Annotated in this window: 13 protein-coding genes and 1 pseudogene; 7 read left to right on the forward strand and 7 right to left on the reverse strand. The window is 51.0% G+C overall.

What is annotated here, in order from left to right; translation table 11 throughout:
• Together rpoC1 and H6F80_RS18250 are read left to right on the forward strand one after the other, a co-directional pair.
• A pseudogene (gene rpoC1 / locus H6F80_RS30455) lies at nt 1–372 on the forward strand (DNA-directed RNA polymerase subunit gamma); the annotation flags it as partial.
• Nucleotides 373–436: 64 nt separating this feature from the next.
• Nucleotides 437–4,420, forward strand: coding sequence for a DNA-directed RNA polymerase subunit beta' (locus tag H6F80_RS18250; RefSeq protein ID WP_190792951.1), 3,984 nt, complete (start codon nt 437–439; stop codon nt 4,418–4,420).
• Between the two features lie 115 nt (nt 4,421–4,535).
• On the opposite strand, the gene H6F80_RS18255 is transcribed toward H6F80_RS18250, so the two are convergent.
• The 4 genes from H6F80_RS18255 to H6F80_RS18270 all read right to left on the reverse strand — a co-directional run bounded on the left by H6F80_RS18255 (nt 4,536) and on the right by H6F80_RS18270 (nt 9,146).
• Nucleotides 4,536–5,117 carry a L,D-transpeptidase gene (locus H6F80_RS18255; RefSeq protein WP_190792952.1) on the reverse strand — a complete coding sequence of 194 codons (582 nt, stop codon included), beginning with the start codon at nt 5,115–5,117 and terminating at the stop codon, nt 4,536–4,538.
• Nucleotides 5,118–5,418: 301 nt separating this feature from the next.
• Nucleotides 5,419–6,300, reverse strand: coding sequence for a tetratricopeptide repeat protein (locus H6F80_RS18260; protein WP_190792953.1), 882 nt, complete (start codon nt 6,298–6,300; stop codon nt 5,419–5,421).
• 629 nt (nt 6,301–6,929) lie between these two features.
• Complete coding sequence (locus H6F80_RS18265) at nt 6,930–7,871, reverse strand: peptidoglycan-binding domain-containing protein (RefSeq protein WP_190792954.1); 942 nt, start codon at nt 7,869–7,871, stop codon at nt 6,930–6,932.
• A gap of 204 nt (nt 7,872–8,075) precedes the next feature.
• A complete protein-coding gene (locus H6F80_RS18270; protein WP_190792955.1) occupies nt 8,076–9,146 on the reverse strand; it encodes a peptidoglycan-binding domain-containing protein in 1,071 nt (356 codons plus the stop codon).
• A gap of 1,492 nt (nt 9,147–10,638) precedes the next feature.
• Between H6F80_RS18270 and H6F80_RS18275 the strand changes: the two genes are divergently transcribed.
• The 3 genes from H6F80_RS18275 (at nt 10,639) to H6F80_RS18285 (ending at nt 14,102) form a co-directional block, all read left to right on the forward strand.
• Entirely contained in the window at nt 10,639–11,643 is a 1,005-nt protein-coding gene (locus H6F80_RS18275) for a hypothetical protein (RefSeq protein ID WP_190792956.1), read from the forward strand.
• A complete protein-coding gene (locus H6F80_RS18280; protein WP_190792957.1) occupies nt 11,640–12,095 on the forward strand; it encodes a hypothetical protein in 456 nt (151 codons plus the stop codon). Before H6F80_RS18275 ends, H6F80_RS18280 begins: the two co-directional genes overlap by 4 nt.
• A gap of 837 nt (nt 12,096–12,932) precedes the next feature.
• Nucleotides 12,933–14,102: a septal ring lytic transglycosylase RlpA family protein gene (locus tag H6F80_RS18285; RefSeq protein WP_190792958.1), complete on the forward strand. Its 1,170-nt coding sequence runs from the start codon at nt 12,933–12,935 to the stop codon at nt 14,100–14,102.
• Nucleotides 14,103–14,427: 325 nt separating this feature from the next.
• Here H6F80_RS18285 and H6F80_RS18290 read toward each other — a convergent pair whose 3' ends face one another.
• A complete protein-coding gene (locus tag H6F80_RS18290) occupies nt 14,428–15,504 on the reverse strand; it encodes a 2OG-Fe(II) oxygenase (protein ID WP_190792959.1) in 1,077 nt (358 codons plus the stop codon).
• Nucleotides 15,505–15,804: 300 nt separating this feature from the next.
• On the opposite strand from H6F80_RS18290, the gene H6F80_RS18295 reads away from it, so the two are divergent.
• Nucleotides 15,805–16,542, forward strand: coding sequence for a DUF3386 family protein (locus tag H6F80_RS18295; RefSeq protein ID WP_190792960.1), 738 nt, complete (start codon nt 15,805–15,807; stop codon nt 16,540–16,542).
• A gap of 92 nt (nt 16,543–16,634) precedes the next feature.
• Here the strand turns inward: H6F80_RS18295 and H6F80_RS18300 are convergent, their stop codons facing one another.
• Nucleotides 16,635–16,904, reverse strand: coding sequence for a DUF7219 family protein (locus H6F80_RS18300; RefSeq protein ID WP_190792961.1), 270 nt, complete (start codon nt 16,902–16,904; stop codon nt 16,635–16,637).
• Nucleotides 16,905–17,100: 196 nt separating this feature from the next.
• On the opposite strand from H6F80_RS18300, the gene H6F80_RS18305 reads away from it, so the two are divergent.
• Complete coding sequence (locus H6F80_RS18305) at nt 17,101–18,699, forward strand: Hsp70 family protein (protein WP_190792962.1); 1,599 nt, start codon at nt 17,101–17,103, stop codon at nt 18,697–18,699.
• Between the two features lie 43 nt (nt 18,700–18,742).
• On the opposite strand, the gene H6F80_RS18310 is transcribed toward H6F80_RS18305, so the two are convergent.
• Entirely contained in the window at nt 18,743–19,339 is a 597-nt protein-coding gene (locus H6F80_RS18310) for a L,D-transpeptidase (protein ID WP_242067432.1), read from the reverse strand.
• Between the last annotated feature and the right edge of the window lie 365 nt (nt 19,340–19,704).

Raw genomic sequence — 19,704 nt, forward strand, 5'->3', positions numbered from 1 at the left:
GGTAGACCGATCGTGCTGCCAAGCCAAGACATGGTATTAGGCTGCTATTACCTCACTGCAGAGAACCCGAATGCCGTACTGGGAGTGGGTCGCTACTTCTCCAGCATGGATGACGTGATCATCGCCTATGAGCAAAAGGTCGTCGATCTGCACTCCTATATCTGGTTGCGATTTGACGGCGACGTTGAGGATGACGGCAAAGACCGGGAGCCGCAGGAAATTCATCGTGGTGAAGACGGTTCAGTTACCGAACTGTATACAGATCGGCGCGTGCGGAAAGATGCAGAGGGCAATTTGCTTTCGCAGTATGTTCGCACTACACCCGGGCGAGTGATTTACAACAAGACGATTCACGATGCGCTCGTGAGCTAGCAGCAAGCTTGAGCAAATTAGCAGCAAGCAAACAGCGAATTCATCATTACAAAGGTAATCGCAAATGACGGCAGAGCAGCAGGGAAACAAACAGTCTGGTAAGGGGATGCTATTTCGCAACCGCGTGGTGAATAAGAAGCAGCTTAAAAACCTGGTTGCCTGGGCATTCACTCACTATGGGACTGCCCGCACCGCAACAATGGCGGATGAACTCAAGGACCTCGGATTCCGCTTTGCGACCAGAGCTGGGGTATCGATTAGCGTAGATGACTTGATGGTTCCGCCCAGCAAGCGGGATCTGTTGGAAGCAGCAGAAGAACAGGTGCGTGACACCGAAGAGCGGTATACCCGCGGCGAAATTACTGAAGTTGAGCGTTCCCAAAAGGTAATCGATACCTGGAACGGAACTAGCGAAGAGCTGAAAGACGAAGTGATTCGCCACTTTGAAGCCAGTGACCCGCTCAACTCGGTCTACATGATGGCGTTCTCCGGTGCGCGAGGCAATATCTCTCAGGTGCGTCAGCTTGTAGGAATGCGCGGTCTAATGGCAGATCCGCAGGGACAGATCATCGACTTGCCGATCAAGACCAACTTCCGGGAAGGTCTGACTGTAACGGAGTACATCATCTCTTCCTACGGGGCACGGAAAGGTCTGGTAGATACCGCACTTCGAACAGCGGACTCTGGTTATTTGACCCGCCGACTGGTAGACGTTTCTCAGGATGTGATCATTCGGGAAATCGACTGCGGCACCGATCGCGGGATCGTTGTTCGCAGCATGACCGACGGTGAGCGTGTCTTGATTCCCCTTGCCGATCGCCTCTTGGGTCGAGTTGCCGCACGGGACATCGTTCACCCCGAAACGGGCGAAGTGATCATCCCGCGCAACGAGCCGATCTCGGACGACATGGCAAAGCTAGTCGGCAAGGCAAAAGTCGAAGAAGTCATGGCTCGATCGCCCCTCACCTGTGAGGCAACCCGATCGGTCTGTCAGTCTTGCTATGGCTGGAGTCTGGCGCACGCAACTCCGGTAGATATGGGCGAAGCGGTTGGCATTATCGCGGCGCAGTCGATCGGGGAACCGGGAACCCAGCTCACGATGAGAACCTTCCACACGGGAGGAACTTTTACCGGGGAAGTCGCTCCCCAGATTCGTGCCAGCTTTGACGGCACAGTGAGAACCAAGCCGAAGCAGTTCCGCGCTCGTGCCTTCCGCACCCGTCACGGGGAAGACGCACAAATCTCTGAAGTGAACGTCGATATCACTGTGGAATCGGGCGATCGCAAGGAAGTCCACCAGGTCCCTTCGGGTTCGATTATCTTTGTGCGCGATGGTGACAGCGTGAAAGCGAACCAGATGATGGTGGAAATGCCCAGCACGGGTCGCGTTCGCAAAGTCACGGAAAAAGCGACCAAGGACGTGGCTTCGGACATGGCAGGCGAAGTTCGCTTTGCCGATGTTGTGCCGGAAGAAAAGAAAGACCGTCAGGGTAACACGACCCGAATTGCCCAAAGAGGCGGACTAATCTGGATTCTCTCCGGTGAGGTGTACAACCTGCCGCCGGGTGCAGAACCCGTGGTGCGAAACGGCGATCGCGTCGAGCCGAACAGCATTATGGCGGAAACCAAGCTCGTCACCGAAAATGGCGGCGTGGTGCGAATCCCGCAGGAAAGCGAAGGCAAAGGCGGACGGGAGATTGAAATCATCACCGCGTCGGTGCTGTTGGACGAAGCGCAGGTGATCGCCGAAAGCCAGCAGGGTCGGGAACATTATCTGATCGAAACCCAGTACGGACAGCGATTCTCTCTGATCGCCACTCCGGGCACGAAGGTGACGAATGGTCAGGTGGTTGCAGAACTGATTGACGATCGGTACCGGACGCATACGGGCGGCATCATCAAGTTCTCCGGCATCGAAGTGGCTAAGAAGGGCAAAGCAAAGCTGGGCTATGAAGTCGTTCAGGGCGGCACGATCCTGTGGATTCCTGAAGAGGCTCACGAAGTCAACAAAGACATCTCGCTGCTGATGGTGGAAGACGGTCAATACGTCGAAGCCGGAACGGAAGTCGTGAAGGACATCTTCTGTCAAAGCAGTGGTGTGGTCGAAGTGACGCAGAAAAATGACATTCTGCGCGAGATCGTGATCAAGCCTGGTGAACTGCATCTGGCAGACAATCCAGAAGCGGTGATGTCGAAGGATGGCACGATCGTCAATCCTGGGCAGGAAGTGATGCCTGGACTAACGGTGGATGAGCTGCGCTACATGGAATATGTGGAGTCGCCTGAAGGTCCCGCGTTGCTGCTGCGCCCTGTCACCGAATACCAGGTTCCCGATCAGCCTTCGGTTCCCAGCCAGGAGTCCAATAATGAAGAATCGGGTCGATCGATCAAACTGCGGGCAATCCAGCGCATTGCCTATAAAGACAGTGAGCGGGTGAAGTCTGTGGAAGGATTAGATCTGCTGCGGACTCAGCTTGTGCTGGAAATTGAGAAAGATGCGCCTCAGCTTGCGGCAGATATCGAACTAGTTCCCGACGAGAAGAGCGCGGACATTCTGCGGCTTCAGCTTGTAATTCTGGAATCGCTGGTCATTCGTCGCGACATCGCTGCGGATCAAACCCAGGGCCGTACCAATACTCGTTTGCTGGTGAAGGATGGCGACCAAATCACACCAGGAGCAGTCGTGGCGCGTACCGAGATTCTCTGTAAAGAAGCCGGAGAAATTCGTGGGATTCGCGATATCGGAGAAGCCGTTCGCCGAGTTCTGGTCGTGCGGCAGGCGGATCTGGTGTCGTTGGATACCCAGGGACAGGCTCCCAAGGTGAAAGTTGGCGATCTGATCGTGGCAGGAACCGAAGTCGCAGGCGGCGTCAGAAGCGAAGAGTCTGGACAGGTGATTGCGGCATCGGATGGAGAAGTCGTACTGCGATCGGCTCGCCCCTACCGAGTATCTGCCGGAGCGGTACTGCATATTGATGACAGCGACCTGGTACAGCGAGGCGACAACCTGGTGTTGTTGGTGTACGAGCGATCGAAAACCGGAGACATCATTCAGGGTCTACCGAGAATTGAGGAACTGCTCGAAGCCCGGAAGCCGAAGGAAGCCTGTGTGCTGTCGCGTCGTCCCGGAACAGCTCAAGTAATTTACAGTGATGATGAGTCCGTCGAGGTCAAAGTGATCGAATCGGATGGAGTTACAACCGAGTATCCCTTGCTGCCGGGTCAAAACGTTCTGGTCATTGATGGCCAGGAAGTTCGTGCCGGGGAACCGCTCACCGATGGTCCTGCCAATCCCCACGAGATTCTGGAAATCTTCTTCTCCTATTACCGCGAAACGATGGGAACTCACGAAGCTTCGTTACGGAGCTTGCAGGAGGTTCAAACGTTCCTGGTGAACGAGGTGCAGTCCGTGTACAACTCGCAGGGCATTGAAATTTCCGACAAGCACATTGAAGTGATCGTGCGCCAGATGACCTCGAAAGGCAGAATCGAAGACGGTGGCGACACCACGATGCTGCCGGGAGAACTTGTCGAACTGCGCCAGATTGAGCAGGTCAATGAGGCAATGTCAATCACAGGGGGTGCACCCGCAGACTATGTGCCGATCCTGTTGGGTATTACCAAGGCATCCCTCAACACCGACAGCTTTATCTCGGCAGCCAGCTTCCAGGAAACGACTCGCGTTCTAACGGAAGCGGCGATTGAGGGCAAGTCGGACTGGTTGCGCGGTTTAAAGGAAAACGTGATTATTGGTCGTCTGATTCCTGCCGGAACCGGATTCAATGCTTACGAAGACAACGCTGCTGCCGTCGAGATCGATCCAATCTACGAAAACAGTTTGTTTGAAGAAGATATCGATCTGAGCGACGTGGTACTAGACGATCGCACTGCCCGTACCTTCGAGCGCGAAGCCGGATTCGATGTATTCCCGGTACGCGATCGAGCAGAAGGCGGCGACTACGGCGCAAGCTATGTCGATGATGACTACGGCTCTGTGCTGGACGATGATGACACCGTGGATGAGGACGGCGACGATGATGAAGAATAACTAAGCGGAAAGGAGGGCTAAATCTTTCGACTTGCCCTCCCGACTGAATCTTATGCTTAAGCAAATTTGAACAGTTTCCTCTGAGTGATTCGTTCAATCATTTAGAGGAAATTTTTTATGGCACAACACTCACTGGAGTCCCGAGTGCCACCATCTCAAATAACCTTTGCACATCCCGGTCGAACATCCGAATGCAGCCGTGGGAAGCCGGAGTGCCAACCGATTCTTCGTTGGGCGTGCCGTGAAACCCAATATAGTTATTACCGTCCGTCCAGAAGCCGATCCAGCGGGTTCCTAGCGGATTTTCTCGTCCGGACGGAATAACTTCTCCCGTAAACGGATTTTGCCAGGCAGGATTTTGGATCATTTGCAGGACGTGATAGTTTCCTGTCGGAGTCTCCCAGCCAGGTCTGCCGACCGCAACCGGAAAGCTGGTTTTCACGCGATCGTTTTCATACACATAAACCCGCCGTGCCCCCAAGCGAATGACTAAACGCATTTGGGGCTGGGGCTTTGGCAAAAAGCGATCAGGAGTTCCCAGCGAGGGCAGATCGGGAGTGGTAATAATCGCCAGTTGCTCGACCGATAAGTTAGGGGCAGAAGGGGTAGGAGTAGGGTTCGTTGGACGAACGGACTGAGCAGGACGAGCAGCAGGGGAACTGCCGGGAACGGATGCCGCAATCGCTGCAGGAACCATGACAAAAGGCAGCGCGATCGACAGCAATAGCCTTTTGCACCGAATCGAGTTTCTCTGACTTGCTGAAATCTTGCTTTTTACCATCGACATATTCTTATGCAGTAACTCATGACGATCGACTTTGCTCGATACTATTTATCCCATTTTATTCCCAGCAAATTTATCCTCCCTCTGACTATTTTTAGCAGGGCGGATTTAATTGTCTCGAAGACTTTGTTGCCCTCGACCCTAGACTCAATGAGCCATACTAGGTTCCCGTACTATTTTGCTAGCAATGAGGCTGCGTATCAGGAAAAAAGCTTTACTCAGTTGGGCGATCTGGAGAAGCCGATTGGGTAATTTGCGCGAGTGCCTCCCGAACCCGGGGCAGGGCAAAAAAGGTTTTGGCATCTGTTAGAAGTCGATCGCCCCACAGGTTTTCCTGCAAAAAATTCACGTCGGCATAGCGATCGTCTAATCGCAGGGCAATCCCCGCTTTCTGAACTGCCTGGTCGGTCTGTCCCTGAGTAAATAAGGCAACCGCTAGCGCAAGCTGAGGCTCTGCCTGATTCTGATCGATCGCAATTGCCCGCTGCCACTCGCGCACTGCCGAAGCCACATCGCCCCGCTCATACAGCACTAAGCCCATATTGTTAATGGCAGGCCAGAATTTTGCATCCAGATCGATCGCCTTGCGATATTCGGCAATTGCCTGGTCGTATTGCTTTAGCTTGTAATAAGCGTTGCCCAGGTCAAACCGTGCTCCGGGCGTATTGGGTCGCAGCCGCAACCCAGACTGAAAATACTGAATTGCCGATCGATAATTTTCCTGCTGAAAGTAGGCAGAGCCGATCGCAAAAAAAACTGCGGCATTCTGCGGGTCGAGCGTCCTTGCCTTCAGTAAAGCAGCGATTGCAGGTTCAGGCTCTTCAAGCTGAAGATGTAGACTGCCCAGCAGTGCCCAAACCTGAGCATTGTCAGGAACAAGCTGAGAGGCCAGCTGTGCCCTTGCAAGAGCCAAACCGTATTGCTGAAACTGCGCCAGTTGAGCGGCTTCCTGGGCTAATCCTAAACCTTCTTGTCTAATTTGCTCATCATCAAGCTGAACAAAGTGAGGAATGAGTGCTTGGGCGTAAACAGGCTGACTGACTCCCCAAGATCCAATAACTAGGAGAAAGGCAAGAAAAGAGAGACGTTTCGGCACAGCTACCTTTGAGGACGAAGACTTTGAGAAACGCGATCGACTAGCGAATTCGCTTCTTAAGATTAGACGATTTGCGATCGATCGTCGCAACAATCTTTGCAAATCCCTGGTCGATGCTTCAGGCAAACTGCTTCAAATCAGCCCAGATTGCGGGAATTCATCCTTCGCCTTAAATCCTTTGCACTGGGTAAGCTCTTGCCCCAAATGCCGGATTGCTGCCCTAATAAATTCTAGAAACAAGACTGCGGTGGGAGAATCCCAAGAGTGTGGTACACTTGTATTAGCAAATATCAGACTGTTGATTTAGGAAGGGATAGAACAGCGATCGAAACCTGTCTCGTGGTCTGGCTTTGGGCATTGTCTTAGCGTACAGTATCAACTCTAGACAGTATTAACTCTAGAGAAGAATACCCGCGCAAAGCGTTGTCACAGGACTCGTCACGCAGCATAGGAATATCGATCGTTGGGCAGTTCGCCTGGATCGATCGTCTGTTCCTTGCATAACCGACTCCTCAAAACAGTCAGGGTACCCTGTTTTCTTTAATTTGCTTTCGTTAACCGATTGATTCCGCGGTTAACCCCGATTCCTTATCGTGATTTCTGATCATGTAGTTTCTTGTAAAGTGTCTTCATGCGTCTGATCGAAGCGCAACTCGATCGATCGCGACTCCCAGTCGAGCCAGCGTCGCTGAATCTGCAATTCCACTAATGGCTAGACGGTTTGCCTGCTGAAATGCGATGACTGCCTGCTCGGTCTGGGCAGCATACACGCCGTCGATCGTGCCCCGGTAGAAGCCAGTATTTTGCAGGGCAAGCTGAAGCCTTACGACATCCTCTCCCCGATCGCCAATTTGCAATCGATTGACTCCGGGCTGCGGCACTGGCGTGGGAGAAGGTGTGGGGGAAACCGGACGATAACCCTGCAACGCAGTAAGAGTCTCTTCTCCGACAATGCCATCCACAGGCAATCCCCGATCGCGCTGAAATGCTTTCACGCCAGCTTCGGTCAGCGTGGCATAAAACCCAGTCGAAGCCGCATCAAAATAGCCTGCCGATCGCAAAAGATTTTGAATTCGAGTAACTTCTGAACCTGAATCGCCTCGGCGTAGAAAGACTCCAGTTGAGGAACCTGGACGAACTGCAATGAATGTATTGTTAGAACTTGCTCCTGCGACCGGACGCTCAATTGTTGAATTGTTAATTGGAACAACGCCGGCAGAATTCCTGTTTCCGCAGGCTGCGCTGCATAGGGCATTGGCACAATTCGCAGGAACCGTCCGGTTGGTCTCGGTTGCTGGCGCGATCGGCAGATAAGTTGAATCCGCAACACCTGCTCGAAAACCAGGATTATATTCTTCGACTGCCAGTGCAGTTCCTGACAGGAGGGTTGACCAGGCAGCAGTAATGGTAAGCAAGATTCTCAGCGTTGTCGGATTTGCATTGGCGATGGGAAGCAGTTTTCCCTCTGGAGGTATCGAAGCGTCATCGAAGCGATCGGCTAAATTAATCCAATCGTCAGCACCAGACTCCTCATAAGCCTGAGCGATTTGCAGATGGGCAAAAAGTTCCATGCAAAATTCTCCTCATCATGGTGAAAGCAGCGTTACTGAGTAAAAAGGGGACTCAGTAAAAAAAAATTCCTGAGTACATCTTAAAGAGAGGCAATCGAGATGCGCCTGAATAAAAAGGTTGACTCGCAGCAAAAAACTACGAGCCAACTCAACCTGCACTTACTCAGTAACACCTATCGCGGACTCACAAAGGCTAGCCTAAAACTAGCCCAAGATTGATGCCGTTGCCGAACCATAAATGCCATCCGCTACTAGACCGTTCGCCCGCTGAAATGCAGTCAGAGCTGCCTCGGTTGCTGCACCAAAGTAGCCTGTATTCAGTCCCGCTGCGAGAAAACCGCGATCGATCAGCAGGTTTTGCAAACGGGTAACGGAAGCCCCACTGTCACCAAACCGGAGACTGCCGACCGGTTGAGGGTTAACCGGAACAAAGCCAATCAGCGCGCCTAGCGTTGCCGGGCCTGCAATCCCATCCGCCACTAGACCGCTTGCCCTCTGGAAGCTAATAACCGCACTCTCGGTTTGAGAACCGAAGTAGCCTGTCGCTGGAACCGAATAGCCTGCATCAGTGAGGGCATTTTGTAAACGAGTAACTTCGGCACCAGAGCTGCCAAAGCGAAGGTTACCGCTGCTGCCGGGATCGGGCTGAACCGGAACAAAGTTATTCAGTGCTGCAAAGGTTGCCGGACCTGCAACTCCGTCTACGGTCAAACCATTTGCGCGCTGGAAGCGAATGACCGCATCCTCAGTTTGAGAACCAAAGTATGACGTTGTCGCACCAGAAAAGTAGCCAGCATTCGCCAACAAAATTTGCAGATCTCCCACCCTGGCTCCAGAATCGCCGAAGCGAAATGTGCCGGTTCTGCCGCCGGAATCGGGTTCAACCGGAATAAAGCCCTCTAGTGCGTTTAAAGTTGCCGAACCGACGATCGCATCGGCACCTAGACCTCTAGCCGCTTGGAAACTTGTAACAGCACTTTCGGTCAGCGAACCGTAATAACCTGTTGCCGGGACGGAATAGCCCGCACTCGTCAGCAGATTTTGCACATAGGTTACATCAGGACCGCTATCGCCGGGATAGAGCGGAAATGCTTGAGCCTCTCCGGTAGAACCGAGAACAGCAGCAGAGCAAGCTGCCCCCGCCACTACTGCCATCATCTGACCAGAAATTTTAAAGTCCGGAACAGAAGGTAGCCCATTTTGCACACAAACCAAAGCTCTGCTTTCAGAGCTTTCATACTCTTCAGAAGTTTGGAGATATCCAAAAGTCTCCATATTTACTTTCTCCTCAAAACGTGAACTGCAAGGTAATCCCTCTTCAAAGAAGGCAATTCTGGAACTGAGTCGCTCAACTCTGCAAAATGTCCCCTGCCCTGCTTAACGAAGCAGCCCCAAGAGTTAAATCTGCTTTCCCAGAAACACTCTTAGAAGAGATGCTAAATCTGAGTGTATTCATTTATTCTACGAATATCATAATTTTGTCTATTCTGCAACGTTTTAAGCAACTTCTTGCACTGAATTTCCTGAGCAGAAACAGCCCTGATTGCAACTTTGGAATTCATGCTTTGAGGACATTTATTTTGGAGAAAAATACTTTTCTATCAAAAAGTAATTCCGGAGCACCGATACAGATTTCACTTGTTTTTTTCGCTGGTTAGAACACCGTCAGATTGCTCTTTGTAGCTTGCAGGAGCAAACCGCAGTAATTCAGACGAAGCTGTTTCCTGATTGGAAGCTGTTTACAGTTAAATTTCTCCCGGCTTACCTGGCTTTTGAGCAGCCTGCTGTACTCTGAAAGCGATCGGCTGCCTCCTTATCTTCAAGTGCGCTTGCCTGCTTCGATCGCTGAAGGAATACAAGATTGTGATTGAAAAACGAAACAACTCTAGAAAAAGTACACACCAGGGGTAGAGACAAACGGTACACATCAGATTACGGGAAGAACCGGAGTGAATTAAAGTTAAACCTAACGATTCACCCTTTCGAGTGGTGCGCTGGCTAAAATTCTGATGTAAGTGGCACTACATTTAGAGAACAACGGTGAGGTTATAAGTTTTCCTAAGTTATGTCTTAAATTGAGTGTCTTGATAATTTCTTTGGCTTGCTTCGCTGCAAGTTTCTCTTAAGAAGATGATTACCTGCCTTTTATGTCTCGACGAAATCACCCTTACTAAGAACTGAGAATTTAGAGAAAACCGCTCTAAAACGATCGGGCGCTGCTCCTGCCTTCAGGCAATTCTTTTTGTTTGTTGCTAAATCATGAAAAGTCCGCAGGATACCCGTGCTCATTCCTTTCAATCCTGCAACTTTAATCAACCTGCCGATCGGCAAAGGGCGATCGAGTTTATTCTAGCTAGAGAAAAGCTTAAGGTCGATCGAATCAGGCAGTATGGAAAATACTTACGGAGTTTATCTCGCGAACGATCTAAAATTTTTGATGACCAAGTTTGCCAACATGAGAACAAAGTAAAACAGGCAAATTGCTTTCAACGCATACGGTGACAGAGCAGTGCTGGCTCGCCTGATCCGATTTTTGATTGGTTCAGTGCTAATATTGTTGGCTCAGAGGACTAAGCTTTGACTCGTCAGCTAGCAGCAACTCGCAAATGGACTAGTTCTCATTCCACGACAAATTGACCTGCACGATTTTTACAGCAGTCCCTGCTAGAAACTGCGCTCGAAATTCACTCAGATCCTTGAGCAGTAATCTGAAATTAAGATATAGTTTGAGGAAATAGTACCTAAGTACTAGGAGCTTTCCTCCCCCATGAAAGAACCGCAGGCAGAAGTTAGGGCAATTGCTGCACAGCTTCACGTTGCACAAAGCAAATTGCCAGTTCAATCCGCTCAGTCCGCTAGCCGTTTTGATTCAGAAATGCAGCGGCTCTGGCAACGGCTCGAAGACCAGATGCACTACGTCAATCAGCTTGCAGCCGACCAGGAAGCTGCCATTTTGCGGCTCAAAGCGATCGTCCAGCAGATTAAGCGCGATCGAGACAGGGTTTCTGGTTCTACCCAATCGATTGATATTCGGCGACTTTTTGAGGCTGGTTATCTTGAGCCAAATAATCTTGAGCCTAGTGAGCTTAAGCCGAATGCTCTGAGGGGTGATTTGGAGCAGAGCCAGGAGACGATCGCAATTCCTTATGTCGAAAAAACGGAGGCAGGCGAACTGCGAATCGGCACGCGATCGATTGATCTAAGCTGGCAAACCGATTGCGATCGAACCAAGTCTCAGGCGACAGGAGGGCAAGTTTTCTGCGATCGAGCCGCATCTAGCCAAGTGCAATTGGCACAGTCATGGGGGATGGTTTTAAGGCAGGGGGCTAAATGGGGAGCAATGACTTTTCTGCCATTGATTCTAATGGGCGTTCGGGCGATCGTTTGGCTCTTGCAGGCAATGGTTCAGTTTGGCATTACGGCTTGTGTTCAGCTCAACCTCAAAACTGCTCAATCTGCGCGTCGATCAAAACCATTTCGCAATCAGACCTTTAACCGCCAGCACGTCAAACAGCCATCGATCGACTCAGCCGAAATTTTTCCCTCTGCTCAGGCAGCCCTGACCCTCACGCTCGGAGCCGCCCTGCTACGAATTTTGCTTGACCGAGTGAGCCAGCTTTATCCGGCCCTTTCGCTGATGAGTATCCTGCTGATGTTGGCTCCTGCCGCCGTTGCGATTTATCGATCGACTGTTGCTCCCCAGTCTGGTTTTCTTTGGGGCTGCCGTCTAACGCTGATTATGATTGGGCTGCTGCTTGGGGGCAAAGTATGAAGCCGATCGTGATGGTGATCTGTGGGGTAGTTTTGCTTTTGTCTCAAACAGGCTGTGCTCCTGAGCGATCGTCGCTGCCGCTGACCCGCATGATTCAGATTCAGCAAACCTGGCAGCTTCAGCCTGGCGACGCGATCGCAAATCATTCTGTCGTTGCTGGATTGGGCGATATTTCCATTCGGCTCAACGGTGATTCTGTTTACGCGCCCTTTGATGGACAGGTGCAGCAGAATGTCGCCGGCTGCATCTTGTTTTCCAGCCCCGATGTGCCTGCCTATCTGTTTCGCCTTTGTGGGCTGAAGCAGCCGAAGCTCGGAACGGTGCAGCAAGGAGAGACGATCGGCTCAGGGGACTATGTTCATATTGCTACACTGCGTAAGCAGCCCGAAGGAACCTGGGCAATGGTAGAACCCGCGAAAGACATCCTCGAAAAACTGCTGAATCGACAGTAGGCACTTTAAAGATTTTCTTTTTGGCTTGTCGCCTAGCAGTGCTGATTGGGACGATCGCCATTAAACCGTGGTAGGTTCTGTGCCGTTTGTTTCACCGATAGATTTCGCTTCATTAATTACCGTAGCGATATTAAAGAGCGAATGCAGCGCGAACTTCCGACCAAAGGCTATTGTAAGACTGTGCTGCCCCGCCTATTTACTAACCAAGTTGGCGATAGCAATAAATAGGCAGAACAAAGATATCGATTCGCTTTGACATATTAAAGTTTAAGTAAAAATACGGAACCTGTAAAAACCAAAAATACAGGTTCTTTGCAAAGGCTTTTGGCAAACTTCCTCTAATTTGCAGGCTAATGACGTGAAGTGCAGGGTGGGAAACCTGGCCCAATTCGATCGTCCCTTGTCGCATCAGGCGATCGAACGTTCAACCTGGTTAGGACAGCTAATACAAAACCAAGATTGTTCCGCGATCGAGCGGGTGCCTTGCCTAGCATTTGTTTTTCCAATTTGAAACACCTGCGATAGCTTCAGAAAGTAAAAAAATGTGAAAATTAGTATGAAGTTTTGATAAAGTTAAAACTGGTGGAAAACAATTAGAAGTCAGGCAGAACAAGTGTTTGACCGAATTTCCTTATATGAAGTTATTGTAAAGATGTGGCGGTTCGGAAACTGTCCCTGATCCCCAGAGCAAAAACTTCGTGTTAGTCTGTTGCAGTTGCGTAGCCAGGAGTGAACACGTAACGAGTATGAGTTAGACCGGAAACCTGCTGACCCTTGTTAGCCTTTTTGTTTCCCAAATCGCTGGCTCACTCTCCATGTACCATTCACGATGGACGTATGAACCATAAAATTTTGAGCGGTCTGACTGCCGCTACCCTGTTGGTAACCGCGCTAGGAGCAGTTCCTTTAAGCCAAATTATTCAACAGCCTGCGGTTGCAGACGAAACCTCAGAAGCAGATGTTCCTACTACAACGTCGTTTGCTCAGGAGGCATCGACTTCTACCCCGACCGAACCTGCGACTACTGTGGCAGCCGCTCCAGTTCAAGAAGCAGTCAAGATTGGGGAATACCAGTCCCAGGACACTGCTGAAGCAGATGCGACAATTGCCCGCATCCATGCTCATGAGCTAAACGGACAGCAAGCAGCAACAGTCTATGTTCGCAATATTCCTGTCCTAACGTTCCTTGGCTCTGATTCGGTTAATTCGCCTGTCGATTCGGCAGCTTCTAATCCGATGGCTGATCCTGGGGTTAAAATTGCTAGCGTTCAAAGCCAGCATGAAACCACCAGCCCAAGTTCACAAAACACCCAACAAAATGCTCAATTGACTCAAGCAGCGGTCATGACGGACGGTTCGGCTGAAGCTTCGGTCAACCCCAATGACCCCGTCTGGCAAGCGACCACGATCGCAGCCCGCCTCAATCAGCTTTACCGTGACAACTTCAACGCTAGCGACCTCACTGCTGCCTGGGATGACGATCGGCAGCGATACGAGATTCGAGCAGGCAATGAAGAACTGGTTGAAATCGGTGAAACTGCAATTTTGCCTGACACCACTCGCGATCCTGCAGAAGACACCTTGCAGGCGACCAATCGTCTCCGCCGTCAAATTGGTAATGCACCCCCAATCGATCGAATTTCCGGCGACCCACGCACCCAAGCCCGTCGGCTTTCGTTTGGTGCGATTCAGATGGCGTTTAGCGGGTTGGCATCCTGGTATGGTCCTGGGTTTAACGGTAATCGGAGTGCAAGCGGTGAAGTGTTTAACCAAGAAGCACTCACAGCAGCTCACCCCTCTCTTCCGTTTGGGACCCAGGTGCGCGTCACCAACATCGACACCGGGCTTTCGGTTGTTGTTCGCATTAACGATCGCGGTCCCTATGCTCATGGGCGCGTGATTGATCTTTCGGCAGGAGCCGCACGAGTCATTGGATTGATGAGTTCAGGGGTTGCCCCCGTTAGCCTTCAGGTAATGGGCACAGCAACTGCTGCAAATCCTCGATAACAAGCTGTTGCGGGCTTGGACAGTTAACGCTAAACGCAACTTCACTCCTGGTTTATTTGTCCGAGCTATCCGTATCGCTTAGAACGAATCATACGCAATCAGTAAAGCGTTTTCACCTACCTTTTGCTAGAGGGTATTGGTAGAAAGTAGATTTTGGGGCAACAGTGCCCCTTTTTAGTCTTTTGATCTTTAGTCTTTTGATCAACTTTCCTTAGAGATGCCCTGCGATCGAAGGTACTGCTGCTCGTGTAAGCGTTTTGATGCTGCCGCGATCGTGCAATTCAGATCGAGCGCAGCCTGACATTCCAGCATAAAGAACTAGACCCTACCCTTCTCGCATAATTTGCTTCTGGGTCTGCTCTCTCAATTTGGCATCTTCGTCGTTAAAGAAGAAAGAAAGCAGCACAAATCGCCGTCCTTTGGTCACTGGAGTTGCCTCATGCAGCAGTGAACAGGAAAAAATCAGTGCATCCCCGATGCCCGGACTGTATTGTGCAGTGCTGTATTCGGGAAAGTGGAGACTGCCGCCTTCGTATTCGCCTGTGTTGAGATTCAGCGTCATGGCAAAGCGTCGGTGCGCGGAACCCATTGTTGTATTGTCCCGGTGGGCGCGAAAAAAGCCTTGATTTCCCGCTTCGTAGCAGGCGACGGTGTATCGTTCGTAGCGGGTCACTTTAAACTGAAAGGCTTTCTCAATTTCCGGCTGAATTCGTCGCCAAATCAGCGAATTAATATGACTTTGTAGGGCAGCATCCGTCAGGATCAGATCGCGTCGCCGTTTGACTTGGGGATTCATAACGATCGCCGTCTTTTCCCCATCCTGCTGCATAAATCCCGAATCTGTCCCGCCATCTGCTTCATAAAGCTGGATCAAATGACGGCAAAAATTGGGTGAGAACACCTGGGGAATTTGCAAGACAGGCGCGTGACGTTGAGCAAGCTGGGGGGAAGCGATCGGTGGTAGAGCCTGAACTGCCTGCAAAATTTGGGCGACGTGGTTTTTGTTCGTTACCAGGGGAATCACCTGCACCACGCGCAAATTCTCATCCAATATAAAGGATGTCGGATCATAGGTAATGCCGTTTTTGTCGCTGCCTAAAACCCCATAGCGCATACTGAGATCGCCCTGAAAATCCCAGAGTAATCGGAATTTATCGTTCGTTTGAATTCGACCCTCTAGCTCTTTGTCGCGTGGGTCAATGCTCACGCCAAAAAAGGAAAATCCTGCCGCCGCAAGCTGATTTTGCGCTGCCGCTAATCCGGTTAATACCTGCTGAATTTGCGGATTTTGCGCTGTGCCACCGAAAAAGAACAGCACCGATCGATACCCGCCCATCAACACATCGGCATGGGAGGGCAATACAAACCAGGGAGCATGATCGCCAGCAGTGAGGGTAGGCATCGCGTTAAGAGAGTTCATCGATCGCATTCTTCGTCATTTTAATGTTTGGGATAGGTGATCGGGCGATTCATCAAATCCATACTCCACTACAAATGATGCGGCGATCGAAACCAGAACATCTTTTAGTAGCACAAAGACTAGTAGCACAAAGACTAGTAGCACAAGGACGATCGCCCCACTCTGCTATGAACCAATCCCTAAACCAGAAACTCTATAAAAGGATAAGTGTTTGACTCAGACGATTAGGCTAAATTAGCTAGATATTTATTGCAAAAGAGATTTTCCAGGAGTCGATCGCCTATGAATCTGCAATCTTTCACTCGGCAAGTCCTGGTCTGGAGCGTTGGGTTTTTGTGGGTGCTGCTGGGCTGGAGCTTGCCCGCTTTTGCAGATGGAGCTTCTGCCGAAGCCATTTTTCGAGAAGCTTATGGACATCGCTATACCTGGAATGAGACGTTTCCCGGCTATTCGGCACAGGTGAAAATGCGGGACGGCGAGGAGCAGTTTGAGGGAGAAGCACATTTACTGCCCAACTATGCTGTAACGGTGCAGAATTCTGGCAGTGATAATCTGCGGCAAATTGTCGCCGCCCAACTTCAAATGACTGCCACGCACTTGACCCGATCGCCCTTCGAGCAGTTTCATGCACACAGCCAGTTTGAGCAAACCGGACAGGACGAAACCGGAGCCGTCAGAATCGAAGAACTGGGCGACCAGACCGACTCTTACTACAAAGTGAAGGATCAGCAGATTGTTCAGGTGAACCGTACGCTGGGCGATCTAAAGGTTGAGGTGAATACGATCGACTCGATGCAAACTACCGAAGGCTATCTTCCCACTCACTTTCAGGTAGTTTTTCGCGATGCCGAATCCGGATCAGTCATCGAGCGAGACGATATTCGCGACAGCTATCAAAAAGTGGGCGACTACTATCTGCTGAGCAAGCGAGAAATTCGATCGGGCATAGAGGAGCGATCGGTGAATAAGCTGCTGCCGGATACGGTGGTAGAGTTTAACCAGCTCAAACTCGATACCTGAAATCTAGCTGCCTGAAATCTAGCTGCCTGAAATCAAGCTGATGTTTGACCACCGATCACCGTCACTCGACTAACGATCCAATTACTGATCAATTACTGATCAGGAGTGCCGCCCTGGTCAGGCGGGTCTGGAATGTCCAGGGCTTTTTTGCTCTGCTTAAGCTGCTTGTACAGCTTCCTGATTTCTTCATACGCTTCACCCGGAGAAATTTTGCCATTGGTTTCCAGGTTGCATAGATACTCAATGCGCTGGGCAAACTCCTGAAGATTGGCGTTAAAGACAAGATGCTGCGGCGTAAATTCTCCCCGGTAGCGGCTGCGGGAGTAGAGAAACCTGTTTTTTGGATCTGCATCATCCGGCATTGCGCTTGCTCCTGTTTGTAATGCTCTTAACAATTCTTTGACGATCGCAGAGAAATTCCTCTCCTAATCTATCGAAAGAAACCCATTCAGGGTAAATAAGATCAAGTTCAATAAAACCGACAATTCCCTCGTCTGCCTCTTTTCTCGATCGCCCTTTTCCCTTAAAGAATAGAGAAGGAACTAACGCCCGGAAAGTATGGTTTACGCGATCGATTTTGGCACAAGTAATACGGTGGTCGTGCGCTGGAACCCGGTGACGCAGCAGCCTGAAACGCTGACCCTGCCGGAACGCTCCCAGCGTCTAGCAAATAATCCGCCTTTGATTCCCAGTCTGCTTTATGTCGAAGATGCCAGTCAAAGCAAGCTGATTGCAGGACAGGCAGTGCGCGATCGGGGTTTAGATTTGAGCAGCGATTCGCGGTTTTTTCGCAACTTCAAGCGCGGCATCGGCGCAGACATTCAGGGATTTCTACCAGAGCTCGACGGGCGCATTGTCACCTTTGAGCAGGTGGGGCAATGGTTTCTGAGCGATGTAATTCAGCACTTGCAGCAGGTCGATCCTAATCTGGATTCGATCGTGTTTACGGTTCCGGTGGATAGCTTTGAGACATATCGGCTATGGCTGACGCAGGTGTGTCATACCCTCAAGGTCGAGCAGGTTCGCATTCTCGATGAGCCAACAGCGGCAGCGCTGGGCTACGGTTTGCAAAATCAGGGCACGGTTCTGGTCATCGACTTTGGCGGCGGCACGCTCGATCTTTCCCTGGTGCGGCTCGAAGGCGACAAGCGCAACCCCGACAAGAAGCCGCTCGGTTTTCTGCTGAAGTGGGGACAAAAGGTGCTCGAAGAGTCGGCGCAGCGTCCGAAACTGGCGCGGGTTTTAGCGAAAGCAGGGCAGAGTCTGGGCGGGGCAGATCTGGATAACTGGATTGTTGATTATTTCACGCAGACTCAGGAAATTGCCGCTAGTCCTTTAACGCTGCGATTGGCGGAGCGACTCAAGATTCAGCTTTCTCAGCAGCCCGAGGCAACCGAGGTTTACTTCAATGATGAAACGTTCGACAGCTACGAGCTGCACCTGAGCCGCGATCGATTCGAGCAAATTTTGCAAGAGCAGGGCTTTTTCGATCGCCTCGACCAGTCGATGAACCAGGTTTTGCAGCAGGCACAGCGACAGGGTTTGATCCTCGAAGAAATTGACGCAGTTTTGCTAGTGGGCGGCACAGCCCAAATTCCCGCCGTAAAAGCCTGGGTCGAGCAGTACTTTCCGCCAGAAAAAATTCGATCGGATAAACCGTTTGAGGCGATCGCCCTGGGCGCGCTTCAGCTTCAGCAGGGCATGGAGGTGAAGGACTACCTTTATCACAGCTATGGCATCCGCTTTTGGGATCGGCGCAACAACTGCCACGGCTGGCATCCTTTAATCAAACAGGGACAACCCTACCCCATGGAGCAGCCCGTTGAACTTTTTCTGGGAGCCTCGATCGAAAATCAGCCCAGCATTGAGCTGGTGATCGGCGAACTGGGACAGGAAACAGGCGCAACCGAAGTCTTTTTTGATGGCGATCGACTTGTCACTCGCGCCGTCAGCGGCGGCAAACCAACCGTGAAACCCCTTAACGATCAAGACAGTGCCCGCACGATCGCCCAACTAGCTCCTCCCGGATATCCGGGAAGCGATCGGGTCAAGGTGCTGTTTCGCGTAGACGAGGCGCGATTTTTGCGAATTACAGTTGAGGATATTCTGACGACTCAGACTTTGGTGGATGATCGTCCGGTGGTGCAGTTGAGTTAGGGGTGAGGGAATGAGGGGATGAAAGGAAGACGAGGTGAGGGGGTTAGCGATGCACGACTACAGGGGTTCCTATCCTTGCCCAGTGAAATAGCCATTGAGCATGATTGACCGCGACGTTGACGCAGCCGTGGCTGACCGGAGTGCCAAAGCGACGATGCCAGTATGCGCCGTGAATGGCATAGCTGCCGTCGTAGTACAGGGTGTAGGGCACATCGGGAATGTCGTAGTCGTCGCCCTGCATCCGGGTTTGCCGATGTCTGGATTGAATTGCAAACACTCCCGGTAATGTGGGATGCGCTGCGGTTCCGGTGGAAACAACTACGGCATAAACGGGCGTGCGTCCTTCCCAGGCAATGAGCCGCTGACGCGATAGATTAACTTCGATCCAGCCCACATTCGATCGCTTGAGGGCAGCAATTTCCTGGGCGATCGGCGTGTGTGCCTGTGCGGGAAGAGGAGCGATACCCGGCAGTTTTTCGATCGGGGAAATCGGCATCAGGGCAATCGCACCGCTCACCATCAGAATGCTGGCTGCGATGCTAACAGTTTTTTGCCCTTGAGCTAACGATCGAACCCAGGGATGCACCTTGACCGACGAAGCAATCCAAACCTGCAACGGTCTGCCATTCTGCCAAATCATGACAAAACGCCTCCTGAGATGATGCCTATGGTTTAAGAATAAACTCTGTTTACTGAAAATTTGCAAACTTGTAAACCAGGACTGCCATGATCGGGGGAATGACCTGATAATGCAAAGAATTTGTGAAGCGAAGAAGGATTTGTCCTGTCAATCCCTGGTAGATCCGCTGAACAGATAGATGCCCTTTTGAGCGATCGTCGCACTTCAGGATCACTACAAGGGCTGTGACCTGGATTCCAGATTGGTTGCTGCAACCTACAAAAAGAGCAATGACTTCAATAAATCAACTGCGAGGTTACGGACATTAACGAGGAAATCATTGGAATTTTCAATCTGAAATCATTAGTTTGTTTGTTTTCCTAAAT

The sequence above is a fragment of the Leptolyngbya sp. FACHB-711 genome, assembly GCF_014695615.1.
Taxonomy (GTDB): Bacteria; Cyanobacteriota; Cyanobacteriia; order Elainellales; family Elainellaceae; genus Leptolyngbya_A.

Coding starts and splice junctions, on each gene's coding strand:
- H6F80_RS18285 (WP_190792958.1), top strand. CDS start 12,933: ATGAACCATAAAATTTTGAGCGGTCTGACTGCCGCTACCCTGTTGGTA.
- H6F80_RS18290 (WP_190792959.1), bottom strand. CDS start 15,504: ATGCCTACCCTCACTGCTGGCGATCATGCTCCCTGGTTTGTATTGCCC.
- H6F80_RS18280 (WP_190792957.1), top strand. CDS start 11,640: ATGAAGCCGATCGTGATGGTGATCTGTGGGGTAGTTTTGCTTTTGTCT.
- H6F80_RS18250 (WP_190792951.1), top strand. CDS start 437: ATGACGGCAGAGCAGCAGGGAAACAAACAGTCTGGTAAGGGGATGCTA.
- H6F80_RS18275 (WP_190792956.1), top strand. CDS start 10,639: ATGAAAGAACCGCAGGCAGAAGTTAGGGCAATTGCTGCACAGCTTCAC.
- H6F80_RS18270 (WP_190792955.1), bottom strand. CDS start 9,146: ATGGAGACTTTTGGATATCTCCAAACTTCTGAAGAGTATGAAAGCTCT.
- H6F80_RS18265 (WP_190792954.1), bottom strand. CDS start 7,871: ATGGAACTTTTTGCCCATCTGCAAATCGCTCAGGCTTATGAGGAGTCT.
- H6F80_RS18255 (WP_190792952.1), bottom strand. CDS start 5,117: ATGGTTCCTGCAGCGATTGCGGCATCCGTTCCCGGCAGTTCCCCTGCT.
- H6F80_RS18300 (WP_190792961.1), bottom strand. CDS start 16,904: ATGCCGGATGATGCAGATCCAAAAAACAGGTTTCTCTACTCCCGCAGC.
- H6F80_RS18310 (WP_242067432.1), bottom strand. CDS start 19,339: ATGATTTGGCAGAATGGCAGACCGTTGCAGGTTTGGATTGCTTCGTCG.
- H6F80_RS18305 (WP_190792962.1), top strand. CDS start 17,101: ATGGTTTACGCGATCGATTTTGGCACAAGTAATACGGTGGTCGTGCGC.
- H6F80_RS18295 (WP_190792960.1), top strand. CDS start 15,805: ATGAATCTGCAATCTTTCACTCGGCAAGTCCTGGTCTGGAGCGTTGGG.